The organism is Sphaerotilus sp., assembly GCF_013299175.1.
Classification (GTDB): Bacteria; Pseudomonadota; Gammaproteobacteria; order Burkholderiales; family Burkholderiaceae_C; genus Sphaerotilus.
The window spans coordinates 1-15287 of sequence record NZ_JAAFKF010000048.1 but is presented as its reverse complement, the minus strand read 5'-3'; the positions used below and the strand labels follow the sequence as shown (position 1 = coordinate 15287).

The following is a 15287-nucleotide window of genomic DNA, read 5'->3' as shown; positions in this document are numbered from 1 at the left end:
CGGGATCACCGATCATCGGCCTTGCGCCTTCCATTTTTCAATTTCCGCCGACCCGACCAACTCCGTGGCAGCCGACACCCTCACCGATGGACCCCAGAGCACCCTGTCCGGGGTCGCGCGCGTGCTGGTACACGCCGGAAAAATCACCTCGCGGGTCGCCGAAGACCTCGCGCGCACCGCCCGTGACCAGCGCCGCAGCTTCGTCTCGGCCGCGGTCGCTGCACAGGCGCTCAGCCCAGCCGATCTGGCGCATTCGCTGTCGAGCGCGCTGGCGATTCCGCTGCTCGATCTCGATGTCGTCGATGTCACCAAGCTGCCGCAGAACCTGGTCGATACGCGCACGCTGTCGCAGTACCAGGTGCTGGTGCTGGGCAAGCGCGGCAACCGCCTGTTCATCGGCGGCGCGGACCCGACCGACCAGGAAGCGGTCGATCGCATCAAGTTCGCCACGCAGCTCACGCCCGAGTGGATCGTCGTCGAGTACGACAAGCTCGCCCGCATCGTGGACGCCAAGACCACCTCGGCCAACGACGCGCTGGACTCCATCGTCTCGGGCGAGTTCGACTTCGATGTCGAGGAGCAGGATCCCAACGCCAAGCCCGACGAGGAAGTCACCGCCGAGGTCGAGGACGCGCCGGTGGTCCGCTTCCTCCAGAAGATGCTGATCGACGCGATCAACATGCGCGCGTCCGACCTGCACTTCGAACCCTACGAGAGCACCTACCGCGTGCGCTTCCGCATCGACGGCGAACTGCGCGAGATCACGCAGCCGCCGGTGGCGATCAAGGACAAGCTCGCCTCGCGCATCAAGGTCATCAGCCGGCTCGACATCGCCGAGAAGCGCGTGCCGCAGGACGGCCGCATGAAGCTGAAGTTCGGCAACAAGGCGATCGACTTCCGGATCTCGACGCTGCCGACGCTGTTCGGCGAGAAGATCGTGATCCGGATCCTCGACCCGTCCTCGGCCAAGCTCGGTGTCGATGCGCTGGGCTACGAGCGCGACGAGAAGGAGCGGCTGCTCGCGGCCATCAAGCGGCCCTACGGGATGATCCTCGTCACCGGCCCGACCGGCTCGGGCAAGACGGTGTCGCTCTACACCTGCCTGAACATCCTCAACCAGCCCGGCATCAACATCTCGACCGTCGAAGACCCGGCCGAAATCAACCTGCCCGGCGTCAACCAGGTCAACGTCAACGACAAGGCGGGGATGAACTTCGCCACGGCGCTGAAAGCCTTCCTGCGCCAGGATCCGGACGTGATCATGGTCGGCGAAATCCGCGATCTGGACACCGCCGACATCGCCATGAAGGCCGCGCAGACCGGCCACCTCGTGCTGTCCACGCTGCACACCAACGATGCTCCGACGACGCTGACGCGGCTGCTCAACATGGGCGTGCCGCCGTTCAACATCGCGGCCAGCGTGATCCTGATCACCGCGCAGCGGCTGGCGCGGCGCCTGTGCGAGAACTGCAAGGCCCCGGCCGACTTCCCCCGCGAGGCGCTGCTGCGCGCGGGCTACAAGAGCGAGGATCTCGACGGCTCGTGGAAACCGTACAAGGCGGTCGGCTGCTCGGCCTGCAACAACGGCTACCGCGGGCGCGTCGGCCTCTACCAGGTCATGCCGATCACCGAAGCGATCCAGCGTGTCATCCTGGCCCAGGGCAATGCGCTGGACATCGCCACCCAGGCACAGCGCGACGGTGTGCGCGACCTGCGTGGCTCCGGACTGCTCAAGGTTCGCGTGGGCGTGACGACACTGGAAGAAGTGATCTCCGTCACCAACCAGTGACCGTGACGCGATGACACGATGGCCCAATGACCCGATGAACCAGTACACGAGCCGGTGAGCGGCGCACGGAGACGCAATGGCCACAGCGGCTGCATCAGCATCAGCATCGAAGAAGGTCAAGGACTTCATCTTTGAGTGGGAGGGCCGCGACCGCAACGGCAAGCCCGTGCGCGGCGAGCTGCGCGCCGGCGGCGAGGCCATGGTCAGCGCGAGCCTGCGCCGGCAAGGCATCCTCGTCAGCAAGGTCAAGAAGCGCCGGATCTCCGGCGGCAAGGCGATCAAGGGCAAGGACATCGCCATCTTCACGCGGCAGCTCTCGACGATGCTGAAGTCGGGGGTGCCGCTGCTGCAGGCGTTCGACATCGTGGCCCGCGGCAGTCCGAACCCGCGCCTGACGCGCATGCTCAACGACATCCGCGGCGACGTGGAGACCGGCACCAGCCTGTCGGCCGCCCTGCGCCGCCATCCGCTGCATTTCGATGCGCTCTACTGCAACCTTGTCGAAGCCGGTGAAGCCGCCGGCATCCTGGAAACCCTGCTCGATCGTCTGGCCACCTACCAGGAAAAGACGATGGCGCTGAAGCAGAAGATCAAGTCGGCGCTGGTGTATCCGGTGGCCGTGCTGGTCGTGGCCTTCGTCGTGGTCGCGGTGATCATGATCTTCGTGATCCCGTCGTTCAAGGACATCTTCACCTCCTTCGGCGCCGACCTGCCGACGCCGACGCTGGTCGTGATTGCCATGTCCGAGGTGTTCGTCAAGTACTGGTGGCTGATCTTCGGCAGCATCATCGCGGCGGTCTACTTCTTCATCGAGAGCTGGCGCCGTTCCCCCAAGATGCAGGTCGCCATGGACCGGATGCTGCTCAAGCTGCCGGTGTTCGGCGATCTGGTCCACAAGGCGACGGTCGCGCGCTGGTGCCGCACGCTGTCCACCATGTTCGCCGCCGGCGTGCCGCTGGTGGAGGCGCTGGATTCGGTGGGTGGTGCCTCGGGCAACGCCGTGTTCGCGATCGCCACCGAGCAGATCCAGCGCGACGTGGCCACCGGTGCCGCACTGACCTCGTCGATGCAGTCCACCGGCATTTTCCCGAGCATGGTGCTGCAGATGAGCGCGATCGGCGAGGAGTCCGGGTCGCTCGACCAGATGCTCGGCAAGGTGGCCGACTTCTACGAGCAGGAGGTGGACGAGGCGGTCAAGGGCCTGTCCACGCTGATGGAGCCAATCATCATCGTGATCCTCGGCACCATCATCGGCGGCATCGTGGTGGCGATGTACCTGCCGATCTTCAAGCTCGGTCAGGTGGTCTGAGCGCATGGGTCTGGACCTCGATCCCACCGTGGTGGCTTGGCTGCTGTCGCCTGTCGGTCTGGCGCTGCTCGGGCTGTGCATCGGCAGCTTCCTGAACGTGGTGGTGCATCGGCTGCCGCGCATGATGGAGCGGCAGTGGCGCACCGAAAGCGCCGAGCTGCTGGGCGTCGCGGCCACGCACCCGCCCGGTGACGACGGCACGCCGCTGAGCCTGTCGCGCCCGCGTTCGCGCTGCCCGCACTGCGGCCACGTGCTGCACTGGCACGAGAACATCCCGCTCGTGGGCTGGCTCAAGCTGGGTGGGCGCTGCTCGGCGTGCCAGGCGCCGATCGGGCTGCGCTATCCGCTGGTCGAGGCGGGCTGCGGGCTGCTGTTCGCGGCGATCGGCTGGCGCTTCGGGGCGCAGCCGGTGGCGCTGCTGTGGTGCGCGTTCGCGGCGATGCTGCTGGCGATGTCGCTGATCGACTGGGACACGACACTGCTGCCCGACTCGATGACGCAACCGCTGGCGTGGGCGGGGCTGATCGCGGCGGCGATGGGCTGGATTCCGCTGACGCTGTCGCAGTCGCTGTGGGGCGCGGTCGCGGGGTACCTGAGCCTGTGGAGCATCTTCTGGCTCTTCAAGCTCGCCACCGGCAAGGACGGCATGGGCGCGGGCGACTTCAAGCTGCTCGCGGCCTTGGGCGCGTGGCTGGGGCCGGCGATGCTGCTGCCGATCGTGCTGGGGGCGTCGCTGCTGGGCGCGGTGGTAGGCATCGGGATGAAGCTGAGCGCCAATCTGCGCGAGGGGCGTTATGTGCCGTTCGGGCCGTTCCTGGCGGGCGGCGGCGCGGTCGTGCTGCTGGCGGGCAGCGAGCGGGTGGTGCGGTGGATGGGCTGGGCGTGAGCGCGCAAGCAGGCCGACCGGTGCGCCGCGTCGGTCTGACCGGTGGCATCGGCAGCGGCAAGAGCACCGTCTGCCGCATCCTGCGTGACCTGGGCGCCTGGACCGTGGACACCGACGCCATCGCCCACCGCCTCACCGCCCCTGGTGGGCGCGCGATGGCCGCCATCGCCGCGCACTTCGGCCCCGAGGTCATCGCCGACAACGGCGCCATGGACCGCACCCGGATGCGCGAGCGGGTCTTCGCCGATCCCGCGCAACGCCGTGCCCTGGAAGCGATCCTGCACCCCATGATCGGCGAGGACACCCGCGCCGAAGCCGCCGCCGCACCCGACGGAGCGATCGTCGTGTTCGATGTGCCGCTGCTGGTCGAATCCGGCCGCTGGCGGGCGCAGGTGGACCGGATCCTGGTGGTCGATTGCGCCGTCGAGACCCAGATCGCCCGCGTCATGCAGCGCAATGGCTGGACCGCCGCGGCCGTGCAGCGCATCATCGGCCAGCAGGCGAGCCGGGCACAGCGGCTGGCCGTGGCAGACGACGTGGTCGTCAACGACGGGCTGAAAATGGCAGAACTGGCAGCGGAAGTTCACAGGATCTGGTCCGGCTGGCTGTGAAACAATCGTCGCGACCGGGCCGCGCCAGCGCCCGGACCACGGGAGCGCAGGGCCTTGATCTACTACGAATACCCCTTCACCGAAGGCATCCGCACCATGCTGCGGCTGGAGCGCCTGTTCACGCGGCTGGCGCAACTCGTCCCCAAGGACAGCGCCACCGACCACCACTACGCGCTGGCCACGCTGTTCGAGATCATGGACGTGACCTCGCGCACCGATTTCCGCACCGACTTGCTGCAGGAACTCGCCCGTCAGCACGAACTCTTCGAGGGCTACCGCGGCAACCCGTCCATCTCGGAAGGCGCGCTCAACCTCGCCATCGACCGCATCAGCAGCGCCCACCGCCGCCTGCAGGCCACGCCGCCCAAGCCCGAGCAGTCGCTGGCCTCGAACGAGTGGCTGATGAGCGTGCGCAGCCGGATTCACATCCCGGGTGGGACCTGCGAGTTCGACCTGCCCGCCTACTTCGCGTGGCAGCAGGAACCGTCCAACCGCCGGCGGCATGACCTGCTGCGCTGGGTCGGCGTGCTCGATCCGCTGGCGGAGGCGCTGGAGGTGAACCTGGGGCTGCTGCGCGAGGCGGGGGTGACGCAGCCGGTGCCGTTCCGCAGCGGGCTGTTCCAGCAGAACCTGACCGGCAGCCGCCCGCTGCTGCTGGCGCGGCTGCAGGTCGATCCGAGTTCCCACCTGATCCCCGAGATCAGCGGCAACCGCGTGCTGCTGGCGATCCGGCTGACCCGCGCCGACCACGAGGGCAAACTGCGCCCGATGACCGACAGCATCCAGCTTCCGCTGACCTTGTGCGCCTGATGTGCGCCTGAGCTGAACCACCGCATGAACCCCACCAACACCCCGGCCGGCGCCGGCCGCCCAGCGCCGCAAGTGCCCTGCCCGTCCTGCCGCGAGATGACGCTGTTCGCGCCGAGCAACCCGTGGCGCCCGTTCTGCAGCGAGCGTTGCCGCCAGCGGGATTTCGGAGCGTGGGCCAGCGAGTCGTTCAGAGTCGCTGCGGTCGAGCCGCCGGACGACCAGGGCAGCCCCTGATCCTCGGGCTTCCTGACGCTCAGGCTTCGCGGTGCGTCGGTCCGGTGTGGCCGCGCTCTTCGGCGAACCACTGCAGCACGGGAACCGTGCCCGGCAGCACCGGCACCACCGCCACCGGCAGTGCCTGCCACGCCATCTGCTGCGCCTCGCGCATCTCGAACGTGCCGGTCCACGCATAGACCTTGCAGAAATGCAGCCACACCCGTGCGTGCGGGTAGTCCATGACCAGCTCTTTCCACGGCTGCACCACGTCCGGTCCAGTGCCGATGGTGATGCCGAGTTCTTCCTGCAGCTCGCGGCGCAAGGCGGTTTCCACCGACTCGCCCGCTTCGAGCTTGCCACCCGGAAACTCCCAGTAGCCGGCGTAGACCTTGCCCTCGGGGCGCGAGGTCAGCAGGAAGCGGCCGTCGTTCCCCGCCGCGTCCCGCTCGATCAGCACGCCGACGGCGACCTCCACGGGTGTGCGATCAGACATGGTCGAGACCATCCGGCACGTCGCCGCTGAGGACTGGCGCACCACCCGCCACGTTCACCGGGACGGCATGGCTGCCAGCGTGGTCACGGGCGAACTGGTAGGCCACCCGCCCCGAACGCGAACCCCGCTCCAGCGCCCACAGCAAGGCCGGTTGCCGCGCCGCCTCGATCGCGGCTTCGGTCACACCGAAGTGCCGCAGCCACTGCCCGACGATGGCCAGGTACTCGCGCTGGCTGAACGGGTAGAAGCTCACCCACAGCCCGAAGCGTTCGGACAGCGAGACCTTCTCCTCCACCGCCTCGCCGGGGTGCATGTCGCCGTCGTCGGTGTAGGTGGCGCCGAGGTTGTCCTTCATCTGCTCGGGCAGGAGGTGGCGGCGGTTGCTGGTGGCGTAGATCAGCACGTTGTCCGAGGTCTGCGCCACGGTGCCGTCGAGGATGGACTTCAGCGCCTTGTAGCCGGACTCGCCTTCGTCGAAGCTCAGGTCATCGCAGTAGACGATGAAGTGTTCCGGCCGCTCGGCGATCAGGTCCACAAGGTCCGGCAGGTCGGTCAGGTCGGTCTTGTCCACCTCGATCAGCCGCAAGCCCTGGCCGGCGAACTCGTTCAGGCACGCCTTGATGAGCGAACTCTTGCCCGTGCCGCGCGCGCCGGTCAGCAGCACGTTGTTGGCGGGGCGGCCGGCGACGAACTGCGCGGTGTTGCGCAGCAGGCGTTCCTTCTGCGTGTCCACTTCCTTCAGGTCAGCGAGCTTCAACGGCGCGATGTGGCGCACCGGCTCCAGCACGCCGCCCTGGCCGCGCTTGCGGTAGCGGAAGGCGATGGACGCGCTCCAGTCCGGGGCGCGCAGCGGGTGGGGCAGGACGGCTTCGAGGCGCGCCAGCAGCGCCTCGGCCCGGGTGATCAGGCTGGTGAAATCGCTCATGCGGGCGCCTTCCTTGAACTCAATGAATCATCATCTGCAGCGACGCGTCGAGGTGCTCGACCGGGCTGCGCTTGAAATCGGAGCGGGCAAACCGCTGCAGCCGCCCGAGGCAGTAGCTGGTCAGCATCGACGCCTGCGCGGCGGCTTCGGCGGTCGGCGCCAGCGAGCCGCGGGCGTCGGCGGCCTGGCGCAGGCTCTGGCGCAACTGCGACTCGATGCGGTCGAAGAACTGGTTCATGCGCGCCTGCAGCCTGTCATGTTCGAGCACCAGCGCATCACCCACCATCACCCGCGCCATGCCCGGGTTCTTCTCGGCGAACTGCAGCAGCACGGCGACGCTGTGGGCGGCCTGCACGCGCGGGTCCGGCTCGCGCTCGACGACCTGGTTGACGAGGGAGAAGACGCTGGTCTCGATGAACTCGATCAAGCCCTCGAACATCTGCGCCTTGCTGGCGAAGTGGCGGTAGAGCGCCGCCTCGCTCACGTCCAGCCGACCGGCCAGCGCGGCGGTGGTGATGCGCTCGCCGCCAGGCTGTTCGAGCATCTGCGCCAGCGTGTGCAGGATCTGGACGCGGCGCTCGCCCGGCTTGGGCCGCTTGCGCACGGGGGCCGCAGCAGGCGCGGGTGGTGCGGCAGGGGACGGGCTGGCGGAATCGGGGGCGTCGGACATCGGGTCGAGCACGGCGGATCAGGGCGTCAGGGGTGGGTCGGCAGGCAGGCCGACGGTCAGCGCCAGCGGGCCAGCGCCTGAAGGCTGCGGATTCTGGCACACACGTATCCCGGCCGATGCGCGCGCGTCTGCCCGATCCAGCGCCGCATCCACACCGTGCCCATGCCGACCCGCCGCGCCGCTTTCTGGTGTTCGAGCGTGTCCTCGACCAGCACGCAGCGGTGCGGTTTCACCTTCAGCCGCACGGCGACATGGCGCAGCATCCGCGCATCCGGCTTGGGGCGCAGGTGGCCGAACATCGCCATCTGCTCGATGGTGATCACGCCGTCGAAGTAGCGCCACAGGCCCAGTGTGGTCAGCACCCGCTCGGCGTAGGCGCGGGGGGCGTTGGTCAGGATGAACTTGCGCCCCGGCAGCCGCGCCAGCGCCGCGAGGTCGTGCGGGTGGCTGCGCAGGCGCGACTCCAAGCCGGGCAGCGCGTGGGTGTCGTGCAGGAAATGCGCCGACTTCACGCCGTGGTGGCGCACCAGCCCGAGCAGCGTGGCCCCGTAGCGCCGCCAGTAGTGCCCGCGCAGCGCCTCGGCGTCAGGGCGGGACAGCGCCAGCTCGCGCTCGATGTAGGCGGTCATCGCGGCGGAGATGCCGGTGAACGCGGCGGTCGAGGCGTCGTGCAAGGTGTCGTCGAGGTCGAAGAGCCAGACCGGCGCCCCAGCCTTGCCACGCGGCGTCGCCACCTCAGCGTGCCCGGATCATCGTCCCGAACGCCTGATCGGTCAGGATCTCCAGCAGCAGCACATGCGGCACGCGCCCGTCGATGATGTGGACCGCGTTCACGCCGCACTTGGCTGCGTCGATGGCACCGGCGATCTTCGGCAGCATCCCGCCCGAGATCGTGCCGTCCTCGACCAGCTCGTCGATGCGGCGCGAGGTCAGCTCGGTCAGCAACTGGCCTGCCTTGTCGAGCACGCCCTTGATGTTGGTCAGCAGCATCAGCTTCTCGGCCTTGAGGATCTCGGCCAGCTTGGACGCCACGAGGTCGGCGTTGATGTTGTAGCTCTCGTTCTTCTCGCCGAAGCCGATCGGGCTGATGACGGGGATGAACTGGTCGTCCTGCAGCGCCTTGACCACGCTCGGGTCGATGGACTCGATCTCGCCGACCTGGCCAACATCATGCTCGATCGTCGGGTCGCTGTTGTCGAGCAGCTTGAGCTTGCGGGCGCGGATCAGGCCGCCGTCACGCCCGGTCAGCCCCACCGCCTTGCCACCCGCCGCGTTGATCAGGCCCACGATGTCCTGCTGCACCTCGCCGCCCAGCACCCACTCGACCACGTCCATCGTCTCCTGGTCGGTGACGCGCATGCCCTGGATGAAGGTGCCCTTCTTGCCGATCTTGGCCAGCGCCGCGTCGATCTGCGGGCCGCCGCCGTGGACGACGATCGGGTTGATGCCGACCAGCTTGAGCAGCACCACGTCCTCGGCGAACGCCTGCTGCAGCGCCGGGTCGGTCATCGCGTTGCCGCCGTACTTGATGACCATGGTCTTGCCGTGGTACTTGCGGATGTAGGGCAGGGCCTGGGCGAGGATCTCGGCCTTGTCGCGGGAGGCGATGTGGGAGAGGTCGGCGGGGGCGTGGGACATGCGGGACTCCGGAGAATGCGGTTCGAGGCGATCTCCGGATTCTAGGACTGCCCATCGCCTCAATGCATCGGCACCGGCATCGGCTCGAACAAGGCCGCCCGCGTCGGCACCGCGTCCGCGTGGATGCGCACGTACAGGGCATAGCAGCGCGACGAGGGCCGTGCGCCAAACTGGTCCGCCAGCGCCGCCGCACAGGCCGCGTACTGCCGCAGCGCCGCCGTGCGCTCGCCCTGTGCCGCCAGCCCCCGCATCAGCACCATGTGCGCAGTCTCGTCGGCACTGTCGATCTGCAGGAGTGCGCGGGCATGGCGCATCGCGGCGTCCGACTGACCTGCCGCCTCGCTCGCATGCATCAGGCCACGCTGCAACTCCAGCGCCAGCCCGGCCGCCCGTGCCCGCTGCACCGCGCACCAGCGGTCGAACTCGTCACAGTCGGCCAGGCCGAACGCCGCCAGCAACTCGCCCCGCCAGACCCGCGTTCCCGCCAGCCGGCACGCAGCGGGCGCCCCCGGCTGCAGCGCCTGTGCCAGCACCTCCAGATCGGTGACCACCGCCGCGCCTTCACCCGCGAAGGCCACCCGCCGCGCATCGATCTCCAGCGCCCCCGGCAGCACCCGCCGCAACTGCGACAGCGCCACCCGCAGGTTCGCCCGCGCCGCCGCGTCCGGCCACTCGCTCCAGAGCATCCGCGTCAGCGTCGTCCGCGCCACCGGCTGTCCCTCCACCCCGAGCACGTACAGCAGCGCCTGGTGCTTGTCCGGCAGCGTGCGCGCCAGATCGGCGCCGTGCCACCAGAGCCGCGGCGCCCCGAGCAAGTGCATCTGGAGAACAGCCGGTGCGCTGTCGGGAGGGTGCAGGGCCTGCAGCGACTGCAGCGACTGCAGGGCGTGCGAGGGGTGCGTTTGTTCGTGTTGTGCCTGCATGCGGACCTCCCGTGGACTCTGTTGTTCCGATTCTGCGCATTGGCAGACCGCGAAAAAGTCCCGAAAATGGGGAGTGTCTCAGCACAGGACACCGCGAGTCCCAGGGAGCACCACATGCGCTATCGCCTCGTCCAGGATGCGGACCTGCCCGCCGTCCTGGCACTGTTCGACCGCAATGGCCGCTGCGCCGTCTCGCCACGGGTGCGCGAACACCTGCCGCGGCTGTGGTCGGAATGGCTGGCGCAGGACCGGCGCGCTCCGAAATCCTTCGTCCTCTGGGAAGACCTGCGCACACCGCACGCCCCCCGCGTGGAGGCCATCGGCACCGGCCATTTCGTGCGCGACGAGGTGTACGACCTGCTGATGAGCGTGCCGCAGCCCTACCTGATCGACCGCCTGTACGGCATGGTGCTCGACGGCCACCAGCCCTTCCTCGACCAGCGCGAGATCGCCCGCGGCAATGCCGGCGGGGGCCTGAGCCTGCTGATGTCGCTCTACCTGCAGCGCGAACACGACCTCGACCACCCCGACAGCCAGCGCATGCGGCCCCTCGGCGCGGCGGCGTGGTACTTCTGCCATGCCGGTTTCAATGTGCGGCGGCTGCTGAGCGAGGTCTACGGGCGACCGGGCGGGGCGTACATGGCGGCCGGGGGCTTCGAGCTGGTCCAGGTCTTCGAGTCCAGCCCGGACCTGCCGACGGATACGCCTGACAGCGAGCCACACCAGCTCGCCATCGACCGCGCCAACCAGCCACCCCGCGCCATGCAGCCGATGTCGCTGTGGCTGCTGCACCCGCAACCGCCCGTGCTGGGCCTGCCCCCGTCACAGCAGACGGTGGCGATCTACGCGCTGCAGGGCGACACCGACCGTGCCATCGCCGCCCGGCTCGGCATCTCCCCCGACGCGGTCAAGCAGGCGTGGCGCGGCATCCTCACGGCCGTGTCCACCCACATGCCCGACCTGTGCGCCGACACCACCGACGCGACCGCCAACGGGGCCACGCCGGTGCGCGGGGCGGAACACCGGCGCGTGGTCATCGAGTACCTGCGCCAGCACATGGAAGAGCTGCGGCCCTGGGTCAAGCGGGCTGGGCCGTAACCGACGTGCCCAGCGCCAGCCGCGCCCACGCCACGAAGAAGAAGCCGTAGATCAGCACCGAGGACCAGCCCAGCGCGTTGACCGTGCCCGCCAGCACGGACTCCAGGCTGATCAGCAAGCCCGCCACCTGGACCACGGACAGCCACGGCGCCGCAGCGCGCTGCAGCACGGGCGACGTCTGGGTGCGCAAGCCCCGGATCGCCGCCGCGTAGGCCAGCAGCCCCGCGCCGAAGTAGCGGGTCATCAAGGCCAGCGCCCCTTCGACCGGCGCGATGCCATAGAGCGACAGCACCAGCGCCGGAGCCAGCACGAAGCCCAGCCCGAACAAGAAGGTCACCCAGAAACCCAGCGTGCAGAGTGTGCGGAAGTTCATGAATCACTCCTGGTTGAAACACGGCCGCACTACAGCAGCACCCCGTTAACACCCCGTGAATCACGCGCAAGTGGCGTGGATTCACGGGCGACTCACGCTAGCGCAACACCCCGGATGCACGGTGGGGTTCCTGACTCTCCAGGAGATTCACCATGCTGTTCCGGCGAAATCCCCGCGCGGCGGTGTGGCCGATGTGGTGCCTGGTCGCATGGCTGATGCTGCCCGCTGACCGTGCCCTCGCAGCAGCGCCGCCCGCCCCCGCCCTAGAGCTGATGCACGACCTGATGCGCTGGGCCGGCAAGCTCACCGGGCTGCCACCGACCGAGCTGCCCACCCTGACGGCGCTGCCAGAGATCGAACTGGCCCGCCGCGTCTGCCCCGACGAGCCGCGCCACTGCCGCACGCTGATCGCCGTCTACGACACCGACCGGCAGGAGGTGCTCTACCGCGACACGCTCGACCTGCGCGACGAGACCGACCAGTCCTACATCGTCCACGAGCTGATCCACCACCTGCAGCACCGCCGCGACGGCGACGCGCTGTTCGCCAATTGCCAGCAGGTGATCCAGGCCGAAACCGAAGCGTATGCCGCCCAGAACCGCTACCTGGCGCACTTCAAGCAGTGGCGGCGTGTCGGCGAGATGCTGCGCTTCACGCACTGCCCGGCCGCCACCGCCGCACCGCTGGTCACGCCGGGCGAACCCGCGGCGCTGACCTCGCGCTCGCCGCAGGGTCGGTAACCCCGGCACGCGCCGTCCATTTACGCCGCATCAACACCGTGGTGCGACAGTGCCCTGGCCTGTTTCCTCTCCACCGAGCACCGCTCATCCCGCCCATCCAGTCCATCCCGAAAGCAAAAGGAGTCCTGCCATGTACACCCGACTCTTGACATCCTCCCCGCCCTAAAGGACGGGGAGGATGTCAAAGGACACAACCACGGTTCGCTGATGGACCTGCCGCCGACGGGCCAAGCGGTGCGCCTCGAAGGCATCGACCTGATCGAGACCGGGCCGGACGGGGTGCGCAGCGTCACCGGGCTGTTCGACTCGGCGACGCTGCTGCGCCAGATGGGCATGGGGGTGGAGATCCGGCCACCGGCCTGAACCGGCGGCGGGCGGCCAGGGGGTGGCCCGTGCGCCCTATACTGCCGCGATGTTCCGGCCCTCCCGTCCCACCCTGCACTGGCTGCTCTGGCTGGTGATCGCGCTGCTGCCGCTGCGCGGGTGGGCGATGGCGCAGATGGCGGCGGCCCCGATCGCCGCCACTCACCACGCCGCAGACGCCCTGCCGCCCTGCCACGGCAACAGCCTCGGCGACACCCAAGCCACTGCCGCCCACGCCGGCTGCTCGCTGTGCGAGGTGTGCCACGCCAGCCTTGGCCTGCCGATGGTCCTCGCGCTGCACCTGCCCGCCCTGCCCCACGCCGCGCCCATCGCCACGCCGATCACCGGCGTGCGTGACGGCCCGCCCGGCCAGCTCTTCCGACCTCCTCGCCACGCGGCCTGATCCGAATCGTGGTGCGCGACCTGCTGGGCGGGTCGTGCGCCGTGCCGTTTCGATCCGTCCGTTCTGTTCGATGAGGTCCATCCATGTTCCGTTGTTTCCCTGCCGCTGCGCTTGCGCTGGTGGCGATGTCGGCCGTTGCCGATCCGGCCGATCCCGCCGATCCACGGGCCACCGTCCCCCCGCTGATCCACCGCTCCACCCTTGCCGGCCGCACCGCGCCTGACCACCCCGAACTTGCCGACTGGCGCACCGTCAACGAGCGGGTGCGGGCGGTCGGCGGCTGGAAGGCGTACCTGAAGCAAACGCAGGCACCGGACGCCCCGACACCGGAGGCCGCCAAATGAAGCGGCCACCCTGTTCCCTGGCCTGGAGCACGCTGGCCGCCGCCGCGGTGCTCGCCGGCTGTGCCACCACCTCGCCCGACGCGGCGATCGAGCCGCTGCAGCAGCAACTCCGCCAACACACTGGCACCACGCTGACCCGTTGGCCCGACGCGCAAGCCCCGTCCGCCGAGACGCGCCAACGCCTGCGCACCCTGCTCGCCGCGCCGCTGACGCTGGACGGCGCGGTGGACATCGCGCTGTTGAACCACCGCGGCCTGCAAGCCGCACTCGCCGATCTCGGCGTCACCCAGGCCGAACTCGCGCAGGCCACCCGGCTCCCCAACCCCGGTTTCTCGTTCAAGCGCACCACCAGCGGCGAGACCATCGAATGGGAGCGCGGCCTGCACCTCAGCCTCGGCCACCTGCTGTTGATGCCGCTGACCCGCTCGCTGGAAGGCCACCGCCTCGCGCAGCAGCAAGCACAAACGACGCTCACGGTGGTCACGCAGATCGCGGGTGTGCGGCGGGCGTGGGTCGAGGCGGTCGCGGCCGAGGAAAGCCTGCGCTACCTGACGCAGGTGCAGGACGCTGCCGCCGCCGGGGCCGAACTGGCGCGGCGCATGGCGCAGGCGGGCAACTTCAACAAGCTGTCGCTCGCCCGCGAGCAGTCGTTCGAGGCCGACGCGGTGCTCAACGTCGCCCGCGGCGAACGCACCCGCGACGCCAGCCGCGAGCGGTTGAACCGTGCCCTCGGGCTGTGGGGCGACCAGCTCGGCTACACGCTGCCCGAGCGCCTGCCCGATCTGCCCGCCGCGCCGATCGAGCAGCCCGACATCGAAAGCCGCGCCCTCGCCCAACGGCTGGACGTGCAGGCCGCGAAGACCGCCACCGAGCAGACCGCCCGCGCCCTCGGCCTGACGCGGGCGACGCGCTTCGTGAACGTGCTGGAACTCGGCGCGGTCCGCAGCAACACCAACACCGGTGAGCGCAGCCGTGCCTGGGAACTCAGTCTGGAGCTGCCGCTGTTCGACTGGGGCGACGCCAAGGTGGCCCGCGCCGAAGCGACCTACACCGCCAGCCTGCACCGCACGGCCGAGATCGCCATCGACGCCCGCTCCGAAGTCCGCGAGGCGTACCGGCACTGGCGCCACACCTGGGACATCGCCCGCCATGTGCAGACCGCCGTCGTGCCGCTGCGCCAGCGCATCCGCGATGAAAACGTGCTGCGCTACAACGGCATGCTGATCGGCGTGTTCGAGCTGCTCGCCGACGCCCGCGCCCAGATCGCCAGTGTCAACAGCGCCATCGACGCGCGGCGCGAGTTCTGGCTCGCCGACGCGGACCTGCAGATGGCGATGCTCGGCCGACCCACGCTGTCCGCCGGTGCGGCACCCGCTTCGTCCACCGCTGCCGATGCTGGCGGCGGTCATTGACTGACACAGGATTCCCCATGCTTTCCCGACTTTCCCGACGCACTTTCTTCCAGGCGGGCGCCGCCGTGGCCGCCGCTTCCGTGAGCCGCGTGGCGATGGCCGCGCTGCCCGAACCCGTGATCCAGACCAGCGCCCAGACCGCCAAGCCGCTGATGCCGCCCGACGGCCGCCCGTATCACCCGGTCGTCACGCTGCACGGCTGGAGCCTGCCCTGGCGCCTGAACAACGGTGTCAAGGAGTTCCACCTCGTCGCCGAACCCGTCGTGCGCGAGATGACGCCCGGC

General features: G+C 69.3%; 19 protein-coding genes and 1 pseudogene. 13 read left to right on the top strand and 7 right to left on the bottom strand.

The window, feature by feature from the left end:
* Positions 1-64: 64 nt before the first annotated feature.
* The 6 genes from pilB (at position 65) to QZW52_RS10145 (ending at position 5639) form a co-directional block, all read left to right on the top strand.
* On the top strand, positions 65-1789 hold the full coding sequence (gene pilB, locus QZW52_RS10170; RefSeq protein WP_293998138.1) for a type IV-A pilus assembly ATPase PilB: 1725 nt from the start codon (positions 65-67) through the stop codon (positions 1787-1789).
* Between the two features lie 76 nt (positions 1790-1865).
* Entirely contained in the window at positions 1866-3098 is a 1233-nt protein-coding gene (locus QZW52_RS10165) for a type II secretion system F family protein (protein WP_293998135.1), read from the top strand.
* A gap of 4 nt (positions 3099-3102) precedes the next feature.
* The gene (locus QZW52_RS10160) at positions 3103-3984 is read left to right on the top strand and encodes a prepilin peptidase (RefSeq protein WP_293998132.1); all 882 of its coding nucleotides are present in this window, start codon (positions 3103-3105) and stop codon (positions 3982-3984) included.
* 20 nt (positions 3985-4004) lie between these two features.
* Positions 4005-4595: a dephospho-CoA kinase gene (gene coaE, locus QZW52_RS10155; RefSeq protein ID WP_293998164.1), complete on the top strand. Its 591-nt coding sequence runs from the start codon at positions 4005-4007 to the stop codon at positions 4593-4595.
* Between the two features lie 54 nt (positions 4596-4649).
* Positions 4650-5405, top strand: coding sequence for a cell division protein ZapD (gene zapD, locus QZW52_RS10150; protein WP_293998129.1), 756 nt, complete (start codon positions 4650-4652; stop codon positions 5403-5405).
* Positions 5406-5429: 24 nt separating this feature from the next.
* The gene (locus QZW52_RS10145; RefSeq protein ID WP_293998126.1) at positions 5430-5639 is read left to right on the top strand and encodes a DNA gyrase inhibitor YacG; all 210 of its coding nucleotides are present in this window, start codon (positions 5430-5432) and stop codon (positions 5637-5639) included.
* A gap of 19 nt (positions 5640-5658) precedes the next feature.
* Here QZW52_RS10145 and QZW52_RS10140 read toward each other — a convergent pair whose 3' ends face one another.
* The 6 genes from QZW52_RS10140 to QZW52_RS10115 are packed head-to-tail and all read right to left on the bottom strand — an operon-like array spanning position 5659 to position 10270.
* Entirely contained in the window at positions 5659-6114 is a 456-nt protein-coding gene (locus tag QZW52_RS10140) for an NUDIX domain-containing protein (RefSeq protein ID WP_293998123.1), read from the bottom strand.
* Positions 6107-7039, bottom strand: a complete 933-nt coding sequence (locus tag QZW52_RS10135; protein ID WP_293998120.1) for an ATP-binding protein — start codon at positions 7037-7039, stop codon at positions 6107-6109. The genes QZW52_RS10140 and QZW52_RS10135 overlap by 8 nt, the downstream gene beginning before the upstream one ends.
* A 19-nt stretch (positions 7040-7058) precedes the next feature.
* On the bottom strand, positions 7059-7709 hold the full coding sequence (gene slmA, locus QZW52_RS10130) for a nucleoid occlusion factor SlmA (protein WP_293998117.1): 651 nt from the start codon (positions 7707-7709) through the stop codon (positions 7059-7061).
* Positions 7710-7765: 56 nt separating this feature from the next.
* Positions 7766-8443 carry a pyrimidine 5'-nucleotidase gene (locus QZW52_RS10125; RefSeq protein WP_293998114.1) on the bottom strand — a complete coding sequence of 226 codons (678 nt, stop codon included), beginning with the start codon at positions 8441-8443 and terminating at the stop codon, positions 7766-7768.
* A gap of 1 nt (position 8444) precedes the next feature.
* Positions 8445-9347, bottom strand: a complete 903-nt coding sequence (gene argB / locus QZW52_RS10120) for an acetylglutamate kinase (protein WP_293998112.1) — start codon at positions 9345-9347, stop codon at positions 8445-8447.
* Between the two features lie 59 nt (positions 9348-9406).
* The gene (locus tag QZW52_RS10115; protein WP_293998109.1) at positions 9407-10270 is read right to left on the bottom strand and encodes an AfsR/SARP family transcriptional regulator; all 864 of its coding nucleotides are present in this window, start codon (positions 10268-10270) and stop codon (positions 9407-9409) included.
* 114 nt (positions 10271-10384) lie between these two features.
* Between QZW52_RS10115 and QZW52_RS10110 the strand changes: the two genes are divergently transcribed.
* The gene (locus QZW52_RS10110; protein WP_293998107.1) at positions 10385-11368 is read left to right on the top strand and encodes a helix-turn-helix transcriptional regulator; all 984 of its coding nucleotides are present in this window, start codon (positions 10385-10387) and stop codon (positions 11366-11368) included.
* Here QZW52_RS10110 and QZW52_RS10105 read toward each other — a convergent pair.
* Positions 11349-11741 (bottom strand): hypothetical protein, encoded by a 393-nt coding sequence (locus QZW52_RS10105; protein ID WP_293998104.1) that lies wholly within the window; start codon positions 11739-11741, stop codon positions 11349-11351. The genes QZW52_RS10110 and QZW52_RS10105 overlap by 20 nt on opposite strands.
* A gap of 152 nt (positions 11742-11893) precedes the next feature.
* Between QZW52_RS10105 and QZW52_RS10100 the strand changes: the two genes are divergently transcribed.
* The 6 genes and pseudogenes from QZW52_RS10100 to QZW52_RS10075 form a co-directional block, all read left to right on the top strand.
* The gene (locus tag QZW52_RS10100; protein WP_293998101.1) at positions 11894-12481 is read left to right on the top strand and encodes a hypothetical protein; all 588 of its coding nucleotides are present in this window, start codon (positions 11894-11896) and stop codon (positions 12479-12481) included.
* Positions 12482-12688: 207 nt separating this feature from the next.
* Complete coding sequence (locus QZW52_RS10095; protein WP_293998098.1) at positions 12689-12844, top strand: nuclear transport factor 2 family protein; 156 nt, start codon at positions 12689-12691, stop codon at positions 12842-12844.
* Positions 12845-12893: 49 nt separating this feature from the next.
* Entirely contained in the window at positions 12894-13247 is a 354-nt protein-coding gene (locus QZW52_RS10090) for a hypothetical protein (RefSeq protein ID WP_293998095.1), read from the top strand.
* 83 nt (positions 13248-13330) lie between these two features.
* Positions 13331-13591, top strand: coding sequence for a hypothetical protein (locus tag QZW52_RS10085; protein ID WP_293998092.1), 261 nt, complete (start codon positions 13331-13333; stop codon positions 13589-13591).
* Positions 13588-15003 carry a TolC family protein gene (locus QZW52_RS10080; protein WP_293998089.1) on the top strand — a complete coding sequence of 472 codons (1416 nt, stop codon included), beginning with the start codon at positions 13588-13590 and terminating at the stop codon, positions 15001-15003. The genes QZW52_RS10085 and QZW52_RS10080 overlap by 4 nt, the downstream gene beginning before the upstream one ends.
* Positions 15004-15020: 17 nt before the next feature.
* Positions 15021-15287, top strand: a pseudogene (locus QZW52_RS10075) (copper oxidase); the annotation flags it as partial.

Excerpts from the sequence above, each read along its gene's own strand:
- QZW52_RS10115 (WP_293998109.1), bottom strand. The coding sequence starts at position 10,270 with ATGCAGGCACAACACGAACAAACGCACCCCTCGCACGCCCTGCAGTCG.
- QZW52_RS10080 (WP_293998089.1), top strand. The coding sequence starts at position 13,588 with ATGAAGCGGCCACCCTGTTCCCTGGCCTGGAGCACGCTGGCCGCCGCC.
- QZW52_RS10090 (WP_293998095.1), top strand. The coding sequence starts at position 12,894 with ATGTTCCGGCCCTCCCGTCCCACCCTGCACTGGCTGCTCTGGCTGGTG.
- QZW52_RS10100 (WP_293998101.1), top strand. The coding sequence starts at position 11,894 with ATGCTGTTCCGGCGAAATCCCCGCGCGGCGGTGTGGCCGATGTGGTGC.
- QZW52_RS10140 (WP_293998123.1), bottom strand. The coding sequence starts at position 6,114 with ATGTCTGATCGCACACCCGTGGAGGTCGCCGTCGGCGTGCTGATCGAG.
- slmA (WP_293998117.1), bottom strand. The coding sequence starts at position 7,709 with ATGTCCGACGCCCCCGATTCCGCCAGCCCGTCCCCTGCCGCACCACCC.
- QZW52_RS10105 (WP_293998104.1), bottom strand. The coding sequence starts at position 11,741 with ATGAACTTCCGCACACTCTGCACGCTGGGTTTCTGGGTGACCTTCTTG.
- QZW52_RS10165 (WP_293998135.1), top strand. The coding sequence starts at position 1,866 with ATGGCCACAGCGGCTGCATCAGCATCAGCATCGAAGAAGGTCAAGGAC.
- argB (WP_293998112.1), bottom strand. The coding sequence starts at position 9,347 with ATGTCCCACGCCCCCGCCGACCTCTCCCACATCGCCTCCCGCGACAAG.
- QZW52_RS10110 (WP_293998107.1), top strand. The coding sequence starts at position 10,385 with ATGCGCTATCGCCTCGTCCAGGATGCGGACCTGCCCGCCGTCCTGGCA.
- QZW52_RS10145 (WP_293998126.1), top strand. The coding sequence starts at position 5,430 with ATGAACCCCACCAACACCCCGGCCGGCGCCGGCCGCCCAGCGCCGCAA.
- QZW52_RS10085 (WP_293998092.1), top strand. The coding sequence starts at position 13,331 with ATGTTCCGTTGTTTCCCTGCCGCTGCGCTTGCGCTGGTGGCGATGTCG.
- QZW52_RS10095 (WP_293998098.1), top strand. The coding sequence starts at position 12,689 with ATGGACCTGCCGCCGACGGGCCAAGCGGTGCGCCTCGAAGGCATCGAC.
- QZW52_RS10160 (WP_293998132.1), top strand. The coding sequence starts at position 3,103 with ATGGGTCTGGACCTCGATCCCACCGTGGTGGCTTGGCTGCTGTCGCCT.
- QZW52_RS10135 (WP_293998120.1), bottom strand. The coding sequence starts at position 7,039 with ATGAGCGATTTCACCAGCCTGATCACCCGGGCCGAGGCGCTGCTGGCG.